Here is a 21,051-nt window from a genome sequence, read left to right on the forward strand (position 1 = left end):
CTGCAAAGGGTTAATTTTCAATGTCGTTACTATGATGTCGTTGAAAATCATTAATGCGTAACTAAGTGAATGGTTACGACAGTTTTAAGTTGTAAACCATCTAGTGATAGGCACTAGAGTTTAATTAGAGAGTGGATGATGAAAGCATACCAGCGTGAATTTATTGAATTTGCACTAGAGAAAGAAGTTTTAAAGTTTGGTGAGTTTACTTTGAAGTCAGGTCGCAAGAGTCCTTACTTTTTTAACGCTGGCTTGTTCAATACTGGTCGCGATTTGGCGCGTTTAGGCCGCTTCTATGCCGCAGCATTGGCGGATTCTGGTATTGAGTTTGACGTATTGTTTGGTCCGGCATACAAGGGTATCCCAATTGCAACGACGACAGCGGTTGCTCTGGCAGACCACCACGACATTGATACGCCTTACTGCTTTAACCGCAAAGAAGCAAAAGATCACGGTGAAGGTGGCAACCTAGTAGGTAGCGCGTTAGAAGGCCGCATCATGTTAGTGGATGATGTGATTACCGCAGGCACTGCAATCCGTGAGTCTATGGAAATCATCCAAGCAAATGGTGCTGATTTAGCTGGCGTGTTGGTGGCAATCGATCGTCAGGAGAAAGGTAAAGGTGAGCTTTCTGCGATTCAAGAAGTGGAGCGAGACTTTGGTTGCGCAGTCATTTCGATCGTTAGTTTGACTGACCTGATCACTTTCCTCGAAGAGAAAGGCGATAACACTGAGCATCTAGAAGCAGTGAAAGCTTACCGTGCTGAATATGGCATTTAATCTAGGCGCTTAAAATGACAAAGGCTGAGCATTGCTCAGCCTTTTTTATGAGTAGTAATCTGCTTACTGATTATCTAAATCTCGATCGCCTTTATCCGAGTTGTCATAGATCTCACGGCCATCTCGTTGGGTTTTAAGTAGCGATAAGTTCCACATGTATTGCTCAGGGCGTGGAGTGACTAAGTCTTCAATCGCTTTATTCATTGCACGAGCGTCTTGTTCTTCATCGCCTGTAGGGAAATTCTCTAGAGCAGGTAGAATATGGACTTCGTATTTACAGGTTTTATCATTGTAAGCAGGTAAAATAGGAACCACTTTGGCTTTCGATAGGCGAGCCATTTTGCCAAAGCCTTTGAGAGTGGCTTTTTCCGTCGCAAAGAATGGCACAAATACGGAATTAGCAGGACCAAAGTCTTCATCTGGTAGCCAGTAACCCACGTAGCCATCTTTAATCGAGCGCACAAATGGTTTAACGCCAGCCTCACGCGCAAAAATACGACCGCCATATTGCATACGTTGGACCTGCATTAGCCAGTCAGCAATAGGGTTACGCTGCGGTTTCATAATCGTGGTGATTTTATAGCCTTGCGATGCCAGCATTACCGCTGGGTAGTCAACAGCCCAAGCATGTGGGGCAAGGATAATCACAGGCTCTCCAGCGTCGAGCAAAGGCAGCAGATTTTCTTCGCCAATCATTACGCCGCGATCACGGTTATGTTTGGTTGAACGTACAAGAAACTCAGAATAGCCCAGTAGATATTGAGCCGCTTTCACGAAGGTTTCTTCTAAGATGAACTGTCTTTCTTGGTCGGTTTTTTCTGGGAAGCAATACTTTAAGTTCACCCGTGCACGCCTAACAACGCGACCATTTTTTTGAATCACAAATCGAGTGAGCTTTCTTGCCAGTTTATCTCGCCAGCGCGCTGGCACAAATGCAACAAGCGCCGCAAGAAAAATGCCGATCCATGCTCCCCAGTGCTTGGGGTGCAGAAATGACCACTGAAAAGTTGGGTTGTGAATGTATTTATCAATACTATTTTTTTGAGTATCACTCATAGCAGCAAAAACCTAAATTTAGAGGTAGCGAGAGTTGGTTAGTGTTTCATCCGGCAGCGATTTAAAACGCTTATGTAGCCACATCCATTGTTCCGGTGCGCGCATGATAACTTCTTCAATATAATGGTTCATGTACGCAGCGGCGGCGGTTTCATCCTTTTGAGGATAGTCTAAGTCTACCCGTGTATTGGCGATAATCTCGTACTTTCCTGCCGGGTTACGAAAACCCGAGCCAGTCACAATCGCACATTTGCTAGTGTAATGCAGAATGCTAGTGCCTGTAGTGGTGCAAGCTTCATCAACCGCAAAGAACGGTACAAAGACAGATTTGTTGTGACCATAGTCTTGGTCTGGTAAGTAGAACAATCGCTCACCATCACGCAGTATCCGGATCATTTGCTTAAGGTCGCGGCGATAAATCAGTTGGTTGCCATTGCGAGTTCGTCCTCGATATTGGATAAACTCATAAGCAGGATTACTGTGAGGTCGGTAAGCCCCATAACCTGACAGACCTAACACACCAAAAGCGCGAGCGGTAATTTCTAAGTTGAGTGCGTGTACACAACAGAGCAGTACCCCTTTTCCTTCTGCATTTAATGTCTGTAAAGTCTCAATATCTTTTGCAATAAGTATGCGCTTGAAGCGCCATGTCGGCCAGAACCAAGTGATGCCGGTTTCAATTAATGCCATGCCGGTATTTTTGAAATTCTCGATCACTTTGGCGTCAACTTCTTCTGCGCTCATTTGTGGGAAGGCTAGCTCAAAGTTGCGACGAGCAATTGTTACCCGAGATTTAGCGAGCTTCATACCAAGTAACCCGAGCGCACGACCAAGCTTGAGCAATAGTGCATAGGGTAGCAAGTTAACCAGTAGCGCAAGCAGACCGAAGCCTAGCCATACGCCCCAGTGTTTGGGGTGAAGTAAAGCGAGAGAAAACTCAGGCTTTTTAACGTGAGTTCTATTATTCATACAATTTAAGCAATTTGTGCACTCAGTAGTGCCCAGTATTCATCAAAATTCGCTGTTGGCTGATATTTAAAATCAGAACGAACGAAACGGTTGAGGCTGCCTTCTACCTGTCCCAATAGTTGTGCCGCAAGAATGCGTTCATCGACGGGAAAAGACTTTCCTTCACGGAGCTTACGCTCGCGAAGAATCTGGCGTAGTGAGGTTTCAATGCGTTCAAACAACTGGTTGATGCGCTCGCGCAGACGTTCGTTTTCAAACATCAGTGCATGCCCGGAAAGAATTCGAGTTAGTCCTGGGTTTCTTTCTGCAAACACAAGAATTAATTGCAATACCAGACGGATACGGGTCAAGGTATCTTTTTCTTCATCGAGGATACGGTTGATACGCGACATCAAAGATTCTTCGATAAACTCAATCAAACCTTCAAACATACGAGCCTTACTCGGGAAGTGGCGATATAACGCTGCTTCAGAGACGCCGACTTGCTTTGCCAGCTTAGCCGTTGTGATGCGAGAAGCCCCTTCGTTGGACTCTAGCATTTCAGCGAGTGCTTGTAAGATCTCTTCTCGGCGATTGGTTTTTCGTGTTCCAGCCATGAACGCTTCCTTTTGTTACCACTTATAGCAAAGAAATATGGCCCCCGCTTGTGATAAAGCGGGGAGATTAGCTCAAAAAAATAAGAAATTGTGACTATAGCTTGTCGGCGATAATCAGCAGAATTTGTTGTGCAATTTGTTGTTTTGATGCAAGAGTAAGTGATTGCTCACCTTCGTGCCAGTATACGTTAATCGCATTATCGTTACTATTAAACCCTTGACCTTGCTGTGAGACGTCATTCGCACAGATCATATCCAGGTTTTTCCGTGTTAGCTTGCTTAAAGCGTACTGTTTGACGTTCTGGGTTTCAGCAGCAAAGCCTACCGTAAATGGTCGGTTTTCTGCCATTGCTGCAACCGAGGCTACGATATCCGGATTCTTCACCATGGTGACACTCATCGAGTCACTGTCGTCCGTTTTCTTCAGCTTGTTATCAGCAACGGTTTCAGGGCGGTAATCAGCGACAGCTGCGCAGCTAATAAACACATCGTTCTGGCTGGCATGACTCATCACCGCCTGATGCATCTCAAGCGCACTTTCTACATCAACGCGGTGGCATCCTTGTGGCGTTGCAAGAGAGACAGGTCCAGCGACTAAAGTAACATTGGCGCCTAATAGCTGTGCGGCTTGAGCTAATGCAAAGCCCATTTTGCCTGAGCTGTGATTACTGATATAGCGAACAGGGTCGATCGCTTCACGAGTTGGGCCTGCGCTGATTAGGATCGATTTTCCTTCAAGCGGTTTTTTGGCAAAAAATTGCTCACAGAGACCAACCAACTGCATTGGTTCTAACATGCGGCCAGGGCCGACGTCACCGCAGGCTTGTTCGCCCGCAGCTGGTCCCCAAATATGCATACCACGACGACTCAGTGTGGCGATATTCTCTTGGGTTGCTTGGTTGCGATACATCTGTTGATTCATCGCTGGAGAGACCGCAATTGGTGCTTCACTGGCAAGGACTAAGGTTGTGAGTAAATCATTGCCCATACCTGCCGCCATACGTGCAATTAAATCTGCAGTTGCTGGCGCGAGTAGAACAAGATCTGCCCATTTAGCCAACTCGATATGCCCCATAGACGCTTCTGCTGCTGGGTCGAGTAAGCTATCCGAGACAGGACGGCCCGACACTGCTTGCATGGTGAGCGGAGTAATAAACTCTTTAGCCGCTTTGGTCATCACGACTTGCACTTGAGCACCACGCTCAATCAGTCGACGAGTAAGTTCAGCACATTTGTAGGCAGCGATACCGCCGCTAATGCCAAGTAGAATCTTTTTACCTGCGAGTGTTTGCATTGTTGAATCTCCAAAATATTGCTGCAGATAGTATCACAACCTGAATTGTCCATGGGTGGTCAGAATAGGAATCTTAATCAAAGAAATCGAGGTTAACGGGCGGGATAGCGACTCTTGCTGCGATAAAAAGAGTAAAACCAATAAGCGGCGTAAATAGCGCCCTCCGTCTTTTGTTCATACTCAGATAAAAGCTCCAATTACATTGGAGGGCGACTTGTTATGGGAAATTGCCAAATCAATTTCAGCTTTGCTGTGCGCTTTAGTTCAATGCCGTAGAAGAGTCCAACCTGATGAGCTTAACCATGGGTATAAAGTCACTGCCAAATGAATCAATGCCAAGAGAAAAGTTGCTCACACGAGGGCCTCATGCATTAAGCGATGCCGAGTTGTTGGCTATTTTCCTGCGGACTGGCACACAAGGCGTCAATGTGTTGCAACTAGCGGATCACCTTCTGAGTGAGTTTGGTTCATTAAGGTGTTTATTTTCCGCATCCCAACAAGAGTTCTGCTCTCGTAAAGGTTTAGGGGTAGCGAAATATGTGCAACTGCAAGCGTGTTTAGAGATGTCGCAACGCTATCTTGGCGAAACTTTGCAGCGCGGAGAGGCGCTGACCAGTCCACAGCAAACGAAGTTATATTTGTCGAATTTGCTACGTGATCGCCAACGCGAAGTCTTCTATATATTGTTTCTTGATAATCAACATCGGGTGATTTGTTCAGAAGTCATGTTTGAAGGCACGATCGACTCTGCCTCTGTTTACCCGAGAGAAGTGGTGAAACGAGCGCTAGAACATAATGCGGCTGCATTGATTCTCGCTCACAATCACCCGTCCGGTGTTGCGGAACCGAGCCAATCTGATCGCCGGATTACCCGTCGATTAATCGATGCGGTGGCATTAGTCGAGATAAGAATTCTTGACCATTTTGTGGTTGGAGATGGCGAAGTTATTTCGTTCGCAGAGCGTGGTTGGATTTGAATCACAATTTTTGTTGTGACTTTACCTAAATCTAAGTACAATCCCTCGACATTTTTTAGACTAAATTCAGCTCTGCTTAAAAAAAGATCACTGAAATCTGTAAAAAGGATCTGTTCGGGTCTTGAGCAATGCTATTCAAGTTAGTATAATGCGCGACCTTTGATAGCCTTGTATAGACTTTCTATAGCGGATCTAAACCTCTATCCTTCTGTTTAGAAATAGAAGAGGTTCGGCCACCAAGGTTGATATCGAGCTGAAACGATTTTGGAGAAGACATTCATGTCACGAGTATGCCAAGTAACTGGTAAGCGTCCAGTAACGGGTAACAACCGTTCACACGCACGAAATGCTACTAAGCGTCGTTTTCTGCCGAACCTACAAACTCATCGTTTCTGGGTAGAGAGCGAAAAACGTTTTGTTAAACTACGCCTTACTGCAAAAGGTATGCGCATCATTGACAAGAAAGGCATCGATGCTGTTCTTGTTGACATTCGTGCGCGCGGCGAAAACGTTTAAGAGGAAATAGGCAATGGCAAAGAAAGGCGTTCGTGAGAAAATCCGTCTAGTATCAACTGCTGAGACAGGTCACTTCTACACAACTGATAAGAACAAGCGCAACATGCCTGGCAAATTCGAGATCAAGAAATTTGATCCTGTAGTTCGCAAGCACGTTGTGTACAAAGAAGCTAAAATCAAGTAATTGATTTCTTCTTTGTAACTTCTGAATAGAAGTCAATATTGAAAACCCAACTTTCGAGTTGGGTTTTTTATTGTCTAAAATTTGTCAATCGGTGAGACTGGTATCCCTCATTGTTCCAATTTTAAACCAAGCATCTTGAGGTGACTTTTGTATATACTGTTTGCATTAGCTTGAAAGGATTGAAGTATGCAGTCTACATCTCGTCGTCGCCGCTGGAACAACTTCCTCATTCTCGGGGTGGTCGCGTTTATGGTGATTCTAAATTTGCCAACCGTGATTAAAAGCTATTTGATGGATCCCCCTCCAGAGACTCAGTACCCTTATTTGCTTAATCCAGCTTTAGATCTAAAAGCGATTTATGCCACTCAATGGTCATTAACTTATCAAGATGGTGCATGGACATTAACTGTTCCTGCGAAGGTTAACGCAGAAGAACTGGCTTTACGCTGGCAAGGTATCGTCGGCACGGAGGTTCCTGAGGATAATTATCAGGCATTACAGGCAAACTTACCTTCACCAAGTTCGTTGGAAGTGTGGTATACCGATCAAGAAGAGCCACAAAGGATCACCGTGTATCAGTTGCCGCAATTTTGGTTGCTTAAGAACTGGCAAGATAAATGGATTGCAGTCACTCTGGAAGAGAATTATCTGTTTCCCAATGATGCCAATCAGAACCAAAAAACGGCGCCATAATAATCGCTTAGAACGAAGCGTTGATTACCTGACGTAGCGATTTAAATCAGCCAGAGTGCCCAAGTACGTATTCTGGTTGGTAATACACCATCAGCAAATAATATCGACGGAGTTATCTGTGCCTGAACTACCAGAAGTTGAAGTCAGTCGAATGGGAATATCGCCTCACTTGATTGGGGAGACAATTAAGTCACTGACTTTCCGTACACCAAAGTTGCGTTGGGAGATCCCTGCGGAGCTTAAACAATTGGAAGGACAAGTTGTTCGCAATATTCGTCGCAGAGCCAAGTATTTAATCATTGAAACCGATGCTGGTTGTGCGATTGTTCACTTGGGGATGTCAGGGTCATTGCGAGTATTAGATGCTGAAATTGCACCGAGTAAACATGATCACGTTGACCTGAAGCTGAGTAATGGCAAGGTATTGCGTTACAATGACCCTCGGCGTTTTGGCGCTTGGCTTTTTAGTTCAGATGGCAATCATGTGGTGCTGGGGCATATGGGACCTGAACCATTAACTGATGAGTTTAGTGCGCTTTATATGCAAGAAAAGGCCACCAAGAAGCGCGTTGCAGTAAAACAATTTATCATGGACAACAAGGTGGTCGTTGGGGTTGGAAATATCTACGCCAGTGAATCGTTGTTTAGTGCTCGTATCCATCCTACGCGGCCTGCGGGAAGTTTAACTGTTGAAGAGTGGCAACAACTAGTGTCTGAGATTAAGCAGGTGCTTGCTACTTCGATTACACAAGGCGGCACCACACTGAAAGACTTCTCTCAAGCCGATGGTAAACCGGGCTATTTCGCGCAAGAGTTACGTGTATATGGCAAAGGTGGTCAAGCTTGTCCAAATTGTGGCAGTGAGATTGAAGAGTTAAAAATAGGCCAACGGAACACTTTTTTTTGCTCCGTGTGTCAAAAGTAATGTTTAGTTAGTGTGAGTATAGTCCGCACTAAGATGTGGTAGTTTAGAGAGCAATAAGTATGAAATATTTAGTGACAGGTGCAGCAGGCTTTATTGGTTCGGCTGTTGTGGAGCGTTTGTGTGCTTTAGGGCATCGCGTTGTGGGTATTGATAATCTCAATGACTATTATCCGGTGTCACTAAAACATGATCGTTTAGTGCGTGTAGCACACGACTCTTTTACATTTATCGAAATGGATTTGGCGGATCGCGAAGGCATCGCAAAGTTATTTGCGGAGCAGCAGTTTGAACGTGTTATCCATCTTGCTGCACAAGCGGGTGTGCGTTATTCGATTGACAATCCAATGGCGTATGCTGACAGCAATTTGGTTGGGCATCTTACGATTCTCGAAGGTTGCCGACATCACAACATTGAGCATCTGGTCTATGCCTCATCAAGTTCTGTCTATGGGCTTAACCAGAAGATGCCGTTTGCTACGCAAGACTCGGTTGACCATCCCATCTCATTGTATGCTGCAACTAAGAAATCTAATGAGCTGATGGCTCACACATACTCACATCTCTATGGTGTCCCAACGACAGGTTTGCGTTTCTTTACCGTCTATGGGCCTTGGGGGCGTCCTGATATGGCGTTATTTAAGTTTACCAACGCGATTATGAAAGGCGAAACAATCGATGTGTACAATCATGGCGATATGCGCCGAGACTTTACTTATATCGATGATATTGTTGAAGGTATTCTTCGTATCCAAGATATTATTCCGCAAAAGAATACTGACTGGACAGTCGAACAAGGTTCACCTGCCAGTAGCTCTGCACCATACAAAGTGTACAACATCGGCCATGGCAGTCCGGTTAAGTTAATGGACTTTATTGAGTCTCTAGAGAACTCTTTGGGTGTTAAAGCGAAGAAAAATTTGATGCCGATGCAACCAGGTGACGTCTATGCTACTTATGCAGACACTGAAGATTTGTTTAACGTGATAGGCTATCAACCTCAAGTCAAAGTACCACAAGGGGTACAAGCCTTCGTTGATTGGTATCGCGCGTACTATAAGAATTAGTTTCTATTGGCGAGCATTCGCTCGCCTTTTCTTTATGGGGGAGTTGCTGTCATACCTTGGCTTTGCTTTTCAGGGCCTGTGCGACAATTGCGGGCACAAACCCACTTACATCACCGCCATGAATCGCAACTTCACGCACGATTGTCGAGGAGATAAAGGCATGCTCCTCTGCCGGGGTGAGAAACACACTCTCTAATCCCGGTAATAGGCGACGATACATATTGGTCAAACCAAATTCGTATTCAAAATCGACCGTGGTTCTTAAGCCTCGGATTAGCACGTTAGCTTGCTCTTGTTTGGCAAAGTCAACCATGAGTCCGCTGAACCCCTTTGAACTGACATTCTCTAGATGGTTCGTCACTTGTTGCGCGAAATCGACGCGTTCTTGCAAACTAAACATAGTGTTTTTACTTGGGCTTGCGGCAACAGCAATGATGACCTCGTCAAACATGTCAGCTGCGCGTTCAATTAAATCTAAGTGCCCATTGGTAATGGGATCAAATGTGCCAGGGTAAATGACTCGGGATAAATGTTTTTTGCTCACGGCTCTGCACTCAAAAGTCTAACTCCTTCTATAGTAACAAAAAGGCTGACGTTTACCCAAGTAAGCCGTTATCATTGGCAAAGAGAGTTTAGTTAGGAAAAGGCAATGAAAAAAATACTGGTAGTGCGCAACGATAAAATTGGTGATTTTATGCTTGCTTGGCCAAGCTTTGCGATGTTGAAACAATCCCTACCAGATTGTCATATAACAGCTTTAGTGCCGAGTTATACGGTAGCTCTAGCGGAGCTCTGTCCTTGGATTGATCAGGTTATACTTGATCCGACAAAGAAGGGCGAGAAACAGGCGCAACGTGATTTAGTCACTAAGCTTAAGTCGCAGCAGTTTGATGCGGCGATCAATCTGTTCTCTACCACTTACAACGCGAAGTTGGTATGGAAAGCCAAAATTCCTTACCGCTTAGCGCCGGCAACTAAGCTTGCTCAAATCTTTTATAACAAACGCATTAAGCAAAAACGCTCTCAATCAGCGAAACCTGAATACCAGTACAATCTTGATCTGATCCGTGCTTTTTTAGCGGATATCAAAGTTGATATTGTTGAGCCTACAACCCCTTATTTGACGTTTACTCAGGAAGAGTTGGCCACACAAAGAGCTAAGCTCGCGCAATCTTTAACACTTGATATCAATACTCCGTGGTTGTTTGTTCATGCTGGTAGTGGCGGTTCGGCAAATAATCTCACGTTGCAACAATACACCGATCTTGTTTCAGGTATTACCGGTAATTTCTCAGTGGTGTTAACCGCAGGGCCAGGGGAAGAGGAAAAAGCCGCGCAACTTCATGCACTTTTAGCTGCGCAAGGAGTTCGAGTTGCTTTATATGATAAAAACGATGGCTTAGTTGATTTCTCGCGCTCAATTGCGTGCGCAAGTTGCTTTATTGCTGGTTCGACAGGTCCGTTGCACATTGCGGCAACGCTTGATGTTCCGACCGTGGGGTTTTTCCCGAGTAAACGCTCCGCGACACCACTTCGTTGGCGACCAATTAACTCAGAGGGGAGACACATTGCATTTTGTCCACCACAAGCTGAGGATAAGGCGAGCCAAGAAAATATGTCGCGAATTGAAATTGAGCAAGTCGTTAAACAGCTACAGCCATGGATAAACCTATATTTATCCATGTAGATAGAGACAAAAAAGCAGCCGTTTCAGGCTGCTTTTTACTAGAATTTTTCTGGCATTTTTTCGGTTTCAGTGCGAATCCACAAATCGGCATACTTAACGAAAGTGGAGTGAGCGGAGAGCAGGGAGAGCAAAAAGCCTTGTTTGCCGTCTAAGAAACCAGCTTTGACGATGTACATCTTAATAAAGCAGCCAAGTGCATGAAGAATACCTTGTGAGATACTGCTCTTTTTGCCTTTTCTTTCTCTTTGTTCTGCCCAAGCTTGTGCGTAACCAGCAGACTTGACCAAGTAGTGATTCATATCGTTGTAAGTGAAATGAATCAGATCGCCGTTAAGATTTTCTACAGTCATCTCTGATGAGACGACCACTTTTTCGTGTACCAACGAGTCGTTATATTGGGTCAACTTCGTTGGATAAAGGCGAAGAACTCGATCTGGGTACCAACCACAATGTTTGATGTATCGACCAAATACCCAGCTCAAGCGAGCGGTTTGATAAATAGTGTTCGGGGCATTGTTCGCCACGGCTGCTAAAACGCTGGATTTGAGTTCTTCGGTCACGCGTTCATCGGCATCTAACCACAATACATAGTCAGATTCGACGTAAGATTGGGCGAGTTGACGTTGAGGACCAAACCCAGGCCATTGAGCATTCACATAGAATTTGTCGGTAAATTGGCGAGCAATTTCTTCGGTATTGTCGCTGCTACCAGAGTCGAGTACCACAATTTCATCGACCCAATCATGCACAGTTTCTAGGCAAGCTTTTAAATGTTGGGCTTCATTTTTGACAATAAGTGCGACGGCAATAGTCGGTTTGCTCACTCTGGTACCTCTGGCTACTGAATGAAAAGTTCAATTGGGCAATGATTGAAGTGCCCACGGTTATTCGCTTAGTTTAAATTTAGCTCAGTCGTTACTTTATCAAACATTGCAATTACTTGCTGAGGTTTGATTCGTTGCATGGCATGCTTGTCTTTTACTCGTGCGCGCCAATTGAGTTGCTCGGCCGATTTGCCTGTTTCTGCCAAGATGGCCTCTTCGTAAGCAGAGACCACATATTGACGATATTGATAAGGCCCCGTTCTTTGTGGGTTATGATGCGCATATAAACCGATGACAGGCGTATTCATCGCATTGGCCATATGAGTCGGCCCTGTATCTGGGGCAATCACAAGGTCGGCTTTATCAAGTAATGCCAGCATTTCTTTTAGCGAACTTTGACCAACTAAGTTGCAAACAGTGTGGGTTAACTGTGTCTCCACCTCGTTTGCCAACGCTATCTCAATGGGTGCGGGGCTGCCTGCTAGAATGATGTTCCAGTTGTGCTTTTGGGCATGTTGAATGACCTCAGCATAGCCTGTTGCTGTCCAATTTTTATAGGCTTTACTCGCGGCAGGAACGATCACTAAATTCGGCTTGTTGTTGGCGAGTTGCGCATTTGCCCAGTTAGCATCTTGCTCTGAATAGTTTAATTGCCATGATGGTGATACATCCCTAACACCAAGGGTGGTGCCAAACGCCAATAAGCCATCTAACACATGCATGGAATCTGGTGATGGAACTTTAACGTTGGTAAACAAGGTTTGACCATCTTGGCTACGCAACTTATCAAATCCCAGTTTGTACTTCGCTTTGATGCCTAAGGTGGCAATACTCGCGCGAATCGCGTATTGCATATGTAGCAATGCATCAAAATGGTAGCCCTTCAGTTGCTGCCAGAGTTGTTTATAGCCAGCCCAACCTTGTTTTTTATCAAATACAACAACTTTGATACCGTCCAGATCTCCGATTAAATGCGCTTCAAGCTTCCCAGTAATCCAAACAATTTCCGTATTTGGCCACTGGCGTTGGATAGCTTGAACGGCTGCAATAGTATTGCAGACATCACCAATCGCGGATAAACGAAGGACACATATAGATTGAGGCGGTGAGGTAAAAAGCGACATAGTTTATTCTTCTGGCAAGCAATAGCGAAGATTATGCAGAGTGGTTCAATAAATGTAAAATGCCAACCAGCATTGAATGAGAGAAAAGCTCGATATGAAAACCTTGCATGTGGACAACCAAACCATTTGGTATGACGAAACACTACTAAAAGAAGACCCTAAACGGGTATTTAGTCCTGAATTTTGGCAGCAAAATGGTCAGGTTATTGGCAGCGCTCAAGGTCGAGGTACGACATGGTTTGTCAAAACAAAGCTGCTTGATGCTGCTTTGCGCCACTATCGACGTGGCGGTCTGTTTGGCAAAATTGTCAATGATAGTTACCTCTTTAGTTGTTGGGAAAAAACGCGCAGCTACCAAGAGTATCAATTACTTCAGGTGTTAATTGGTGCTGGGGTGAATGTCCCAAGACCGATTGCCGCACGAGCTATCAAGCAAGGTTTGGTCTATCAAGCCGATTTGCTGAGTGAAAAAATCGCCAACGCTAAAGATTTGGTGTCTGTACTCAGTGAAACCGCGTTATCAGACGAAATGTATCAAAAAATTGGGCAAGAAATTAGAAAGATGCATGATGCTCAGGTCAATCATACTGATCTCAATATCCACAACATTTTGATTGACGACCAAGAAAAGGTTTGGATTATCGACTTCGATAAGTGCAACCGCCAGTCTGGTGATGATTGGAAACAGTCTAACTTAGATAGACTAAAGCGTTCATTTGAGAAGGAAGTCGGCAAGAGAGATATTGCATGGCAAGAGCATGATTATGTAACGCTCATTGAGGGATACAATGGTAAGCAATAAAACAGCCTCTCGTTTTGCCACCAATGTTGATGATTGCCTACAAAATTAAGCAGACTAACGACATCGTTAGTCTGCAGAGAGTATGTTATCAATAGTTGTTTTAATTGCACCTTTGTTTTCTGACATATAGTGATAAGCCGTTTGTCCCTGTTGGTGCATATTTTGTGGGTGATCTAACAAAGACCTCAGTTGCTGACTCAGTTCTTCATGAGATGCGGTGATAGTAATGGCTTTGAGATCTTTTAGCTTGTTGACGACCTCAAGAAAGTTATAGTAACTCGGGCCAGAAAGAATCGGTTTAGCGAGTGCCGCTGGTTCGAGAACATTATGACCGCCCACTTTGTCGCCAATTAAGCTCCCACCCATAAAACAGATATCTGCCGCTTGTATCAGGGTTAGCATTTCGCCCATCGTATCGCCAAGGTAGACTTGCGCTGATCCAATGTGAGCAAAATCAGGCAAGGAACGACGCTGTGTAACAAAGCCAAATTGGTTACAAAGATCAAAGACGGAATTAAATCGTTCCGGATGTCTTGGAACAAGAATAAGTAACGCATCTGGAGAGTGTTCTAATAGCGCTTTGTGTGCCTGCAACACTTGCTCATCTTCACCTGTGTGTGTGCTAGATGCAATCCAGATTGGCCGCTTGCTTCCAAGGGACTCTCTCAGTTGGTTGCCCATTGATATGGCATGTGGATCCACATTGATATCGAACTTAATCGAACCGGTGACTAACACCTTACTTGCATCGACGCCCAGTCGAACAAATCGCTCCGCATCCTCCTGGAATTGACACAGTACTAAGTCCAAGTGACGACTTAACTGGTTAAAAATCGATTGTACTTTGGCGTAACGCTGACAAGAACGCTCGGACAAACGAGCATTAATGACCTTGATAGGAACCCCTTGCTGCGCCACGGTATGGAGAGTATTGGGCCATAACTCAGTTTCCATAATGATAAGCTGACAGGGATTAATCGCGCTTAGAAAGCCTTTAACTGCAAAAGGAAAGTCGAGTGGCATATAACGGTGTGTAACAAGATCACCGAGTTTGCTTGCTTGTTCCGCGCCAGTTGCCGTGGTTGTGGTAATTACTATTTCAGTGTCAGGATAGCGCTGTTTGAGTTGCTTAATTAATGGTGTGACAGCAATAGTTTCACCCACCGAGACAGCGTGAATCCAAATAGGTTGGCATTTTGACTGCAATTTAGGAGTGAAACCAAAGTGCTCTTTCCAACGTTTTCCCACACATGGCTTGCCTGCTTTTTTTTTGTATAAAGAAAACAGCAAAAATGGCGATGCGAGTGTGAGCAATAAGGTGTACAACCAGCGAATGAGCACTTTGTTCAATCCTATCTATATTTCTTAAGCCTGTTCGGCAGTATTCTGAGCTTGTTGCTTGCTACTCATATCAACAGCAGTAAGGGATTGCTGCATGGTAGAAAGAATTTGCTCATTGCTTGGAATGCTGCCTGAGGCATTCATAACAATTCGGTGATCGCCTTCTAGTGGGGTGTATCTAAATGGTACCGTCGAGTAGAAGATGCCAACCGTTGGCGTATGTGTCGAGATTGCCACATTTCTAATTCCAGTGTCTGGAGCGACAACTAAGCGAGCTTTGGCTGAAAACTCAACCAACTGTTCCAGTGGTAAACAGTCTTGGATAGAAAAGTTGTTCTTGCCGACTAAATGCTTAAGGAAATCACCTTTTTCAAAGTCATTTTTCCCTTCCAAGTAGACGTGCTGAAACTGAGGGAATTTATCTATCGCTTGTTCGATAAGTTGCTTCATTTGCGACTCAGGTAAAATCTTACTTTTGGTTGAAGCGCCATTAAAGTAGAGAATTTTTGCCTTTTCGTCCTCTTGTTCATGGTAGACATTTAGATGACTTGGGTAGGCAAAATCAAGAGGTCGCTGTGGAACATGGCCAAGCATTTTGAGCATATCCAGCATCACTTCGACTTCTGGTTGATAGTCCGAGCGAAATACTGCGATGTTATATAGGGAACCACATAAGTAAGATTTGTATGGAAAACCAAATTTAAGCTTAGCTTTGCTGAAAAGTGTCATCCAATAGGAGCGACTAGTACCGGCGACATCAAAAATAATGTCTTGCTCTTCAAGTTGACGAAACTCAGCAATCTGCTGTTGCCATGTCAGGTGCTTTTTATCTTCGCGTCCTGCCATAAAAATCGTTTCATCAGCAAGATCAGAGGGTGCACCGTATTGGTAATTCGATACACCAACCAACGTAATTTTTGCATTAGGGAAAAACTTACGAGCTTCGACAAGCATTGGACGGACGATTACTTGATCGCCAAGTGCGGCATGACGAAAAATAGCGATTTTCTTTACTTTTTCTGGTGAGAATTCATTCTCAAGGTAGCGACGAGCTTGCTTCGAAGCATAAGCACCGCGCTCAAACCATAAATGATTCATAGTATTATCCAATAAACTCGTCTAAAGCGTTAATGACAGACTCAGGCATTAGTTTGTTGAGGCAATCTAAATGGCTCAATGGGCACTCGCGTTTGAAGCAAGGTCGACACTCAATATTAGTGTGTACCATTTTTAGCTTGTCGGTTAAAGGTGGCGTGTATTGAGGCGAGCTTGAACCGTATATCGCGACAATATTGCAGCCAACGGCAGCAGAGACGTGCATCAACCCTGAATCATTGCTGATCACGGTATGACAAGCTGCTAGTAAATCGACTGCTTCAATCAATGATGTGTCACCTGCAAGGTTGAAGCATTGCTTTGCATCATCAATAGAGAGTTGCGAGCGGATTAGCTCACACACTTCTCGATCTTTTGCTGAACCAAATAACCAAATATCAAAGCCTTTACTGATTGCATGTTTAGCCACTTGTGCATAGTAGCGATCAGGCCAGCGTTTTGCAGGACCAAACTCTGCACCAGGGCAAAGACCAATTACAGGTCTATCACTGCATAAGTTCAAGCGTTGTCTTGCCGCTTGCTGATTTGAACTATCAACCAATAACTGCGGGCGAGGGCAAGTGTTCAGTGCTACATCGTTTAACATGTTGGCTTGGCTGTGAGCTAAAGCGACATATCTTTCAACCATGTATTGGAACACACGCTTGTCTGGACGCAAATCTGTGAGTAGGCCGTAGCGCATTTCACCTTTCCAGCCAATGCGCTGTTGGATTCTGGCAAAGAAAGGGATCAGAGCTGACTTGGCTGAGTTTGGTAAAATAAAGGCGTGGGTATATCCTTGCTTGCTAAGGGAACGAGCAAGTTGCCAGCGACCTTTGAGATTAAACTGCCCATGACCGATTGGCATTTCTATTGCGTGGTCAATTTCCGGCATGCGTTCTAAGATAGGCTTACACCAAGCTGGGGCAAGCACATCAAGTTGGGCGTGCGGATGGGTTTGCTTTAAAGTCGTGTACAGGCTTTGAGACATTACCATGTCGCCAACCCAGGATGGCCCGATAATCAGCGCTTTCATCAATTATTCTACCGTGAGTTTCTGGTTGTGCTTATCTGCCGCCACAATAGCAAAAAAGACTGCAAGCATAAATCCATAGAAAGAGCCAATTGCGTTTGACGTCAATGGAACCTCTGTGAGTCCAAAAATGCCAAAGCCTGCCACAAACGTAGCTCCTGTTAGTGCCCAAGGGCTTTGGGTGCTGAAAAAGTGCAGGGCAAAAACAAAAAACGGAATCACAAAGATAGTAATTAAGCTTATAATCCCAAGGACACCATTGCTTGCCAGCATTTCAAAATATTGGCTATGGGCATGTCCTCTAGCTATTTTAGATGCTCTTTCTGCGATTTTTCCATCTAAGTATAATTGATGGTTTAAGGTTTCACGTTGTTCGTAAGGCAGACCATAAAGAGGACTTGCCTTAAACGCTTCAATCGCACCATACCAATATTGGAGGCGATCTCCTGATGAGGTAGCTTTGTTGATTTGCCCTTGTTTTATTGAAACAAATTCATTGATAGTGTAATCAATTCTATTCTGAAAACCTGCAAAGTTGTTGTAAGCCAGAGTTGTTGCTAATCCAAAAATAGCAAGAGAAGCGAATACCTTAACTAGGTTAATTTGGCGAATATTTAGTAAGGCGAAGACGATTAAAATTAGAGGAATAGCAAAAATACCACCTCGAGTTAAAGTTAGGCAAACTGATACTACACTCAAAATAAAAGCGGTGAAAAGCAGTATTTTTTTGCTGCTACCCACTATTAGAGTAAAAGCCAAAAACGCAAGTGAGCAGGCGAGATAGCCAAAGTTAATACTAAATAAGAAGCCGTCGACCCGAGGCATTGCTAAATAAAAGTACTGATAGCAAGCAAGCATAAACGTGCCCACTGAACCGATGACCACACCATTCTCTAAGAAAGGTCGCAGCGGAAGGTTACGTTTGATTAAAGTTCTGCTTAAAGCTAAGTAAATGGGTAAACATAACAGTAACCTAATCCCGCCTTGGAAATAGCGAGCGGTACTACCATCAGCAATCGCAACTGGAATCGCGCCAATTAAGTAACAACAAAAGCAGATCGTAGCTAGCGTATCGAACTTTGTCCATTTAAGTGGTTCCGGGTTAAGTTTTAGGTAAGTTAGCGAAAGCAATATCGCGATTATCACGACACCGACACTAAAGTTATTGGTTGTTAGAAGTAATGCTGGAACTAGGGCAAGACACCAACAAATGGCTCTAGGGTAAAAGTCTTTGAACATCATCTTTGTTATTTTGCTTTTCTGAATGTGTAGTTACCAACAATTTTGCGCCATAAACCAAATACAGTGGTTTTTGGGAAAATCGCAATACGACGAATCTGGTATAGGTCTTGGTGGGCAGCAAGTGGGCCACTATTGGTGGCGACAGCAAACTGATAACCAAGCTTTTGCGCAAGTTGCTTTGAGTTATGATCTAAAGATCCATATGGGTAGGCAAATGAAACTAAAGGTTTGCCAGTTACTTGCTCTAACAGTGATTTATTTTCCGCAATTTCTTGTTTTTGTTGTTCGTATGACAAGCTATTTAAATGTGGGTGAGTCATAGTATGACCACCAATTTCAATATGCCCTGATTGAGTTAGAGCTTTCAGTTCCTCGATGTTCATGAGAGGGACCGGCTTTTCTGGATTGCTTGTCACTTCAACATCCCAGCGATTGTAGCTTTCTCCTATCACTGCATACACAACCGCTTTCTGGTTGTACTTTTTCAGCAGTGGGAGCAATAGTTCATAGTTATCTTTATAGCCATCGTCGACAGTGATAATAATATATCGCTTACCGGCCTCAAGACGACTAATGACCCCTTTATTTGCAAGGTCTTCAAAAGTAATGGTTTCAAACCCCATTCGCTTAATGAGCTTTAAGTGTTTCTCCAACATTTCTACGTGTAAGTAGGTACCGTGGACGCCTTTTTCACTATCATCTTTGATAAAGCGGTGATACATGATAATTGGCATCTCTTTGCGGATTTTTTCCACGTAGACGGTTTGATAAATATCTTCGACTTGATCGACAATTTGGGCTAGGTCGTAGTTCTCTCTAACTATTGCCGCGACTTGCTTTGGGCAATGTGGAGAGCGTAGGCCTAGTTCGATTTGTTGGGTGACCGTTTGGTAATCGATATCTAGATCGATGGGGCCTATATCGCCAAAGTTTGTTGCCATGGCTTGCTTAATATTACTCTCGTCAACGACACCAATGGCCGTTGCTTCGCCAATCGCGAGTGTAGGACGTCCGCAAAGTAGAGACTCCATTGCGACTCTTCCAGCACCGATAACAAGATCTGAGTTTGCTAGCACTGCAGCAACATCTTTAGAGTAACCGCAAAACTCAACTTTTGAGGCGAATTTTTCAAAACGTGGCTCGACCTTTGAACCAGAAATGATTTTGATATCATACTTGCTTGTATCTAAGCACTGCTCAAGCAATTGGTAACATAGCTCACCTTTTGGTCCAGTAAGGCGACCAATAATGCTAATAACAGGTTTGCTATTTTTCGGTGCTGTTTGCCAATTGAATGCATTGGTTTCGATGCCATTTCGACTTACTTGGAGCATATTTTCTGGCACATTTAAGTCGTCGATTAGTTGTTTTTTGATGGCTTCACAAACTGGTAAGGCTTTATCACCCATAGCATGGAATTTTTTCCGAGATGCGTGCACAGGTTGGCGACCATGCACGGTGGTTACCATGGGGGTACCAGTTATTTTACAGGCTACGTGGCAACTCCAACTCGACGCTCGAGAGTGGGCGTGAACCAGTTGAATGTTATGTTTTTTGATTAGATAGATAAGATACGCTACGTGCCAAAATCGACGTGGAATACTGCGTTTATTAAATCTGAGTTTAAAAAAATCACCTTGAAAGGGTTTGGTTAAGGTATCAGATACATAGGTGATGTTGTGTCCACGCTTTGTTAACTCGTTACCAACGGTGGTTGCATAAACTTCTGCGCCAGTCACCTCTAATTGTGACAGTGCCATCAAGATATTCATCAATTAACTCTATTCTTAGGGTGTGGCTAATTTGTGATTTGGAAAAGGTAGAGTTGAATGGGACAACTCTACCTTTGATGGAGGTGTCGATCTTATGCGTTAATAATCTGCATATATTCTGCCACGCCTTGAGCGACTGTTTTAAACGTGTGATCACAACCTGTAGCGCGCAGTTTGGTTAAATCTGCTTGCGTATATTCTTGGTATGCGCCTTTCAAGTGTTCTGGGAATGGGATCGTTTCGATTTCGCCTTTGCCGTGAAACTGAATAACAGCCTTGGCAACTTCTTCAAACGACTCTGCGTTACCTGTTCCGAGGTTAAAAATACCTGAAGCTCCGCTTTCTAAGAACCATAGGTTTACTGCAGCGACATCGCCTACATAGACAAAATCGCGTTTGAAGTGTTCACTGCCAGCAAACAGTTTCGGATTTTCACCCGCGTTCATCTGATTGTTTAGGTGGAAGGCGACTGATGCCATTGAACCTTTGTGCTGCTCACGAGGGCCGTAAACATTGAAGTAACGGAAGCCAGTGATTTGAGACAGTTTTTCACCATGCTGCTCAGCGTCAGCCCAGATACGACGCACGTAATTGTCAAACTGTTGTTTAGAGTAACCGTAAACATTTAAAGCACCTTCATACTGTTTTTCTTCAATGAAGGTTTCGGTTTCGCCATATGTCGCCGCAGAGGAGGCGTACAAGAAAGGAATTTCGCGCTCTAAACAGTAATGAAGCAACTCTTTTGAATACTCATAGTTGTTGAGCATGACATACTTGCCATCCCATTCTGTGGTTGCAGAGCATGCGCCTTCATGGAAGATGGCTTCGATAGGGCCGAAGTTTTCCCCAGACATTATCTGCATTAAGAAATCATCACGATCCATGTAGTCAGCGATATCTAAATCAACAAGGTTTTTGAATTTTCGCCCGTTTTTTAGGTTATCAACGACAAGAATATCGTTAATTCCTTTCTCATTAAGCGCCTTAATAATATTGCTGCCAATCATGCCAGCGCCGCCAGTTACGATGATCATATGATAAACCTATCAGTATTAAGTTAATTAGTTACAATATATC

The 21,051-nt window shown here is 44.1% G+C and carries 22 protein-coding genes; 9 read left to right on the plus strand and 13 right to left on the minus strand.

Features of this window, described 5'->3' with window-relative positions:
- Window positions 1–138 precede the first annotated feature (138 nt).
- On the plus strand, window positions 139–780 hold the full coding sequence (gene pyrE, locus GZK95_RS00665; protein ID WP_075652123.1) for an orotate phosphoribosyltransferase: 642 nt from the start codon (window positions 139–141) through the stop codon (window positions 778–780).
- Between the two features lie 63 nt (window positions 781–843).
- Here the strand turns inward: pyrE and lpxM are convergent, their stop codons facing one another.
- From lpxM to coaBC, 4 genes are all read right to left on the minus strand, one after another.
- Window positions 844–1,836 (minus strand): lauroyl-Kdo(2)-lipid IV(A) myristoyltransferase, encoded by a 993-nt coding sequence (lpxM, locus tag GZK95_RS00670; RefSeq protein ID WP_075715866.1) that lies wholly within the window; start codon window positions 1,834–1,836, stop codon window positions 844–846.
- Between the two features lie 18 nt (window positions 1,837–1,854).
- Window positions 1,855–2,805: an LpxL/LpxP family Kdo(2)-lipid IV(A) lauroyl/palmitoleoyl acyltransferase gene (lpxL, locus tag GZK95_RS00675; protein WP_075715865.1), complete on the minus strand. Its 951-nt coding sequence runs from the start codon at window positions 2,803–2,805 to the stop codon at window positions 1,855–1,857.
- A 5-nt stretch (window positions 2,806–2,810) separates the two neighbouring features.
- Entirely contained in the window at window positions 2,811–3,401 is a 591-nt protein-coding gene (gene slmA, locus GZK95_RS00680) for a nucleoid occlusion factor SlmA (RefSeq protein ID WP_075710594.1), read from the minus strand.
- Between the two features lie 94 nt (window positions 3,402–3,495).
- Window positions 3,496–4,695 (minus strand): bifunctional phosphopantothenoylcysteine decarboxylase/phosphopantothenate--cysteine ligase CoaBC, encoded by a 1,200-nt coding sequence (coaBC, locus tag GZK95_RS00685; RefSeq protein ID WP_075715864.1) that lies wholly within the window; start codon window positions 4,693–4,695, stop codon window positions 3,496–3,498.
- A gap of 302 nt (window positions 4,696–4,997) precedes the next feature.
- On the opposite strand from coaBC, the gene radC reads away from it, so the two are divergent.
- From radC to GZK95_RS00715, 6 genes are all read left to right on the plus strand, one after another.
- Complete coding sequence (gene radC, locus GZK95_RS00690; RefSeq protein ID WP_075710599.1) at window positions 4,998–5,672, plus strand: RadC family protein; 675 nt, start codon at window positions 4,998–5,000, stop codon at window positions 5,670–5,672.
- A 279-nt stretch (window positions 5,673–5,951) separates the two neighbouring features.
- Window positions 5,952–6,188, plus strand: a complete 237-nt coding sequence (gene rpmB, locus GZK95_RS00695) for a 50S ribosomal protein L28 (RefSeq protein ID WP_004728407.1) — start codon at window positions 5,952–5,954, stop codon at window positions 6,186–6,188.
- Window positions 6,189–6,201: 13 nt separating this feature from the next.
- Complete coding sequence (gene rpmG, locus GZK95_RS00700; RefSeq protein WP_075652128.1) at window positions 6,202–6,372, plus strand: 50S ribosomal protein L33; 171 nt, start codon at window positions 6,202–6,204, stop codon at window positions 6,370–6,372.
- 186 nt (window positions 6,373–6,558) lie between these two features.
- On the plus strand, window positions 6,559–7,065 hold the full coding sequence (locus GZK95_RS00705; protein WP_075715863.1) for a hypothetical protein: 507 nt from the start codon (window positions 6,559–6,561) through the stop codon (window positions 7,063–7,065).
- 118 nt (window positions 7,066–7,183) lie between these two features.
- Window positions 7,184–7,990, plus strand: a complete 807-nt coding sequence (gene mutM / locus GZK95_RS00710; protein ID WP_075715862.1) for a bifunctional DNA-formamidopyrimidine glycosylase/DNA-(apurinic or apyrimidinic site) lyase — start codon at window positions 7,184–7,186, stop codon at window positions 7,988–7,990.
- 59 nt (window positions 7,991–8,049) lie between these two features.
- Complete coding sequence (locus GZK95_RS00715) at window positions 8,050–9,054, plus strand: NAD-dependent epimerase (RefSeq protein ID WP_075715861.1); 1,005 nt, start codon at window positions 8,050–8,052, stop codon at window positions 9,052–9,054.
- Window positions 9,055–9,103: 49 nt separating this feature from the next.
- On the opposite strand, the gene coaD is transcribed toward GZK95_RS00715, so the two are convergent.
- Window positions 9,104–9,598 carry a pantetheine-phosphate adenylyltransferase gene (gene coaD, locus GZK95_RS00720; RefSeq protein WP_075710607.1) on the minus strand — a complete coding sequence of 165 codons (495 nt, stop codon included), beginning with the start codon at window positions 9,596–9,598 and terminating at the stop codon, window positions 9,104–9,106.
- A 105-nt stretch (window positions 9,599–9,703) separates the two neighbouring features.
- Between coaD and GZK95_RS00725 the strand changes: the two genes are divergently transcribed.
- Window positions 9,704–10,741, plus strand: coding sequence for a glycosyltransferase family 9 protein (locus GZK95_RS00725; protein ID WP_075715860.1), 1,038 nt, complete (start codon window positions 9,704–9,706; stop codon window positions 10,739–10,741).
- Window positions 10,742–10,779: 38 nt separating this feature from the next.
- Here the strand turns inward: GZK95_RS00725 and GZK95_RS00730 are convergent, their stop codons facing one another.
- Entirely contained in the window at window positions 10,780–11,565 is a 786-nt protein-coding gene (locus GZK95_RS00730; RefSeq protein ID WP_075710611.1) for a glycosyltransferase family 2 protein, read from the minus strand.
- A 68-nt stretch (window positions 11,566–11,633) separates the two neighbouring features.
- The gene (locus GZK95_RS00735) at window positions 11,634–12,689 is read right to left on the minus strand and encodes a glycosyltransferase family 9 protein (RefSeq protein WP_075715859.1); all 1,056 of its coding nucleotides are present in this window, start codon (window positions 12,687–12,689) and stop codon (window positions 11,634–11,636) included.
- A 94-nt stretch (window positions 12,690–12,783) separates the two neighbouring features.
- Here GZK95_RS00735 and GZK95_RS00740 point away from each other — a divergent pair, with 94 nt between their 5' ends.
- Window positions 12,784–13,491 (plus strand): 3-deoxy-D-manno-octulosonic acid kinase, encoded by a 708-nt coding sequence (locus GZK95_RS00740; RefSeq protein ID WP_075715858.1) that lies wholly within the window; start codon window positions 12,784–12,786, stop codon window positions 13,489–13,491.
- 66 nt (window positions 13,492–13,557) lie between these two features.
- Here the strand turns inward: GZK95_RS00740 and waaA are convergent, their stop codons facing one another.
- From waaA to rfaD, 6 genes are all read right to left on the minus strand, one after another.
- A complete protein-coding gene (gene waaA, locus GZK95_RS00745) occupies window positions 13,558–14,832 on the minus strand; it encodes a lipid IV(A) 3-deoxy-D-manno-octulosonic acid transferase (protein WP_075715857.1) in 1,275 nt (424 codons plus the stop codon).
- A gap of 24 nt (window positions 14,833–14,856) precedes the next feature.
- Window positions 14,857–15,930, minus strand: a complete 1,074-nt coding sequence (locus GZK95_RS00750; protein WP_075715856.1) for a glycosyltransferase family 9 protein — start codon at window positions 15,928–15,930, stop codon at window positions 14,857–14,859.
- A 4-nt stretch (window positions 15,931–15,934) separates the two neighbouring features.
- Complete coding sequence (waaF, locus tag GZK95_RS00755; protein WP_075715855.1) at window positions 15,935–16,963, minus strand: lipopolysaccharide heptosyltransferase II; 1,029 nt, start codon at window positions 16,961–16,963, stop codon at window positions 15,935–15,937.
- A gap of 3 nt (window positions 16,964–16,966) precedes the next feature.
- On the minus strand, window positions 16,967–17,845 hold the full coding sequence (locus GZK95_RS00760) for an O-antigen ligase family protein (protein ID WP_225623939.1): 879 nt from the start codon (window positions 17,843–17,845) through the stop codon (window positions 16,967–16,969).
- A 362-nt stretch (window positions 17,846–18,207) separates the two neighbouring features.
- On the minus strand, window positions 18,208–19,974 hold the full coding sequence (locus GZK95_RS00765; protein WP_075715853.1) for a polysaccharide deacetylase family protein: 1,767 nt from the start codon (window positions 19,972–19,974) through the stop codon (window positions 18,208–18,210).
- A gap of 92 nt (window positions 19,975–20,066) precedes the next feature.
- Window positions 20,067–21,008, minus strand: coding sequence for an ADP-glyceromanno-heptose 6-epimerase (rfaD, locus tag GZK95_RS00770; RefSeq protein WP_075715852.1), 942 nt, complete (start codon window positions 21,006–21,008; stop codon window positions 20,067–20,069).
- Window positions 21,009–21,051: the final 43 nt, after the last annotated feature.

This window comes from Vibrio panuliri, from assembly GCF_009938205.1.
GTDB classification, from domain to species: Bacteria; Pseudomonadota; Gammaproteobacteria; order Enterobacterales; family Vibrionaceae; genus Vibrio; species Vibrio panuliri.

Excerpts from the sequence above, each read along its gene's own strand:
- GZK95_RS00765 (WP_075715853.1), bottom strand. The coding sequence starts at position 19,974 with ATGAATATCTTGATGGCACTGTCACAATTAGAGGTGACTGGCGCAGAA.
- rfaD (WP_075715852.1), bottom strand. The coding sequence starts at position 21,008 with ATGATCATCGTAACTGGCGGCGCTGGCATGATTGGCAGCAATATTATT.
- pyrE (WP_075652123.1), top strand. The coding sequence starts at position 139 with ATGAAAGCATACCAGCGTGAATTTATTGAATTTGCACTAGAGAAAGAA.
- rpmG (WP_075652128.1), top strand. The coding sequence starts at position 6,202 with ATGGCAAAGAAAGGCGTTCGTGAGAAAATCCGTCTAGTATCAACTGCT.
- lpxM (WP_075715866.1), bottom strand. The coding sequence starts at position 1,836 with ATGAGTGATACTCAAAAAAATAGTATTGATAAATACATTCACAACCCA.
- GZK95_RS00725 (WP_075715860.1), top strand. The coding sequence starts at position 9,704 with ATGAAAAAAATACTGGTAGTGCGCAACGATAAAATTGGTGATTTTATG.
- GZK95_RS00750 (WP_075715856.1), bottom strand. The coding sequence starts at position 15,930 with ATGAATCATTTATGGTTTGAGCGCGGTGCTTATGCTTCGAAGCAAGCT.
- lpxL (WP_075715865.1), bottom strand. The coding sequence starts at position 2,805 with ATGAATAATAGAACTCACGTTAAAAAGCCTGAGTTTTCTCTCGCTTTA.
- rpmB (WP_004728407.1), top strand. The coding sequence starts at position 5,952 with ATGTCACGAGTATGCCAAGTAACTGGTAAGCGTCCAGTAACGGGTAAC.
- GZK95_RS00735 (WP_075715859.1), bottom strand. The coding sequence starts at position 12,689 with ATGTCGCTTTTTACCTCACCGCCTCAATCTATATGTGTCCTTCGTTTA.
- GZK95_RS00715 (WP_075715861.1), top strand. The coding sequence starts at position 8,050 with ATGAAATATTTAGTGACAGGTGCAGCAGGCTTTATTGGTTCGGCTGTT.
- waaF (WP_075715855.1), bottom strand. The coding sequence starts at position 16,963 with ATGAAAGCGCTGATTATCGGGCCATCCTGGGTTGGCGACATGGTAATG.
- GZK95_RS00705 (WP_075715863.1), top strand. The coding sequence starts at position 6,559 with ATGCAGTCTACATCTCGTCGTCGCCGCTGGAACAACTTCCTCATTCTC.
- radC (WP_075710599.1), top strand. The coding sequence starts at position 4,998 with ATGGGTATAAAGTCACTGCCAAATGAATCAATGCCAAGAGAAAAGTTG.
- slmA (WP_075710594.1), bottom strand. The coding sequence starts at position 3,401 with ATGGCTGGAACACGAAAAACCAATCGCCGAGAAGAGATCTTACAAGCA.
- GZK95_RS00740 (WP_075715858.1), top strand. The coding sequence starts at position 12,784 with ATGAAAACCTTGCATGTGGACAACCAAACCATTTGGTATGACGAAACA.
- coaBC (WP_075715864.1), bottom strand. The coding sequence starts at position 4,695 with ATGCAAACACTCGCAGGTAAAAAGATTCTACTTGGCATTAGCGGCGGT.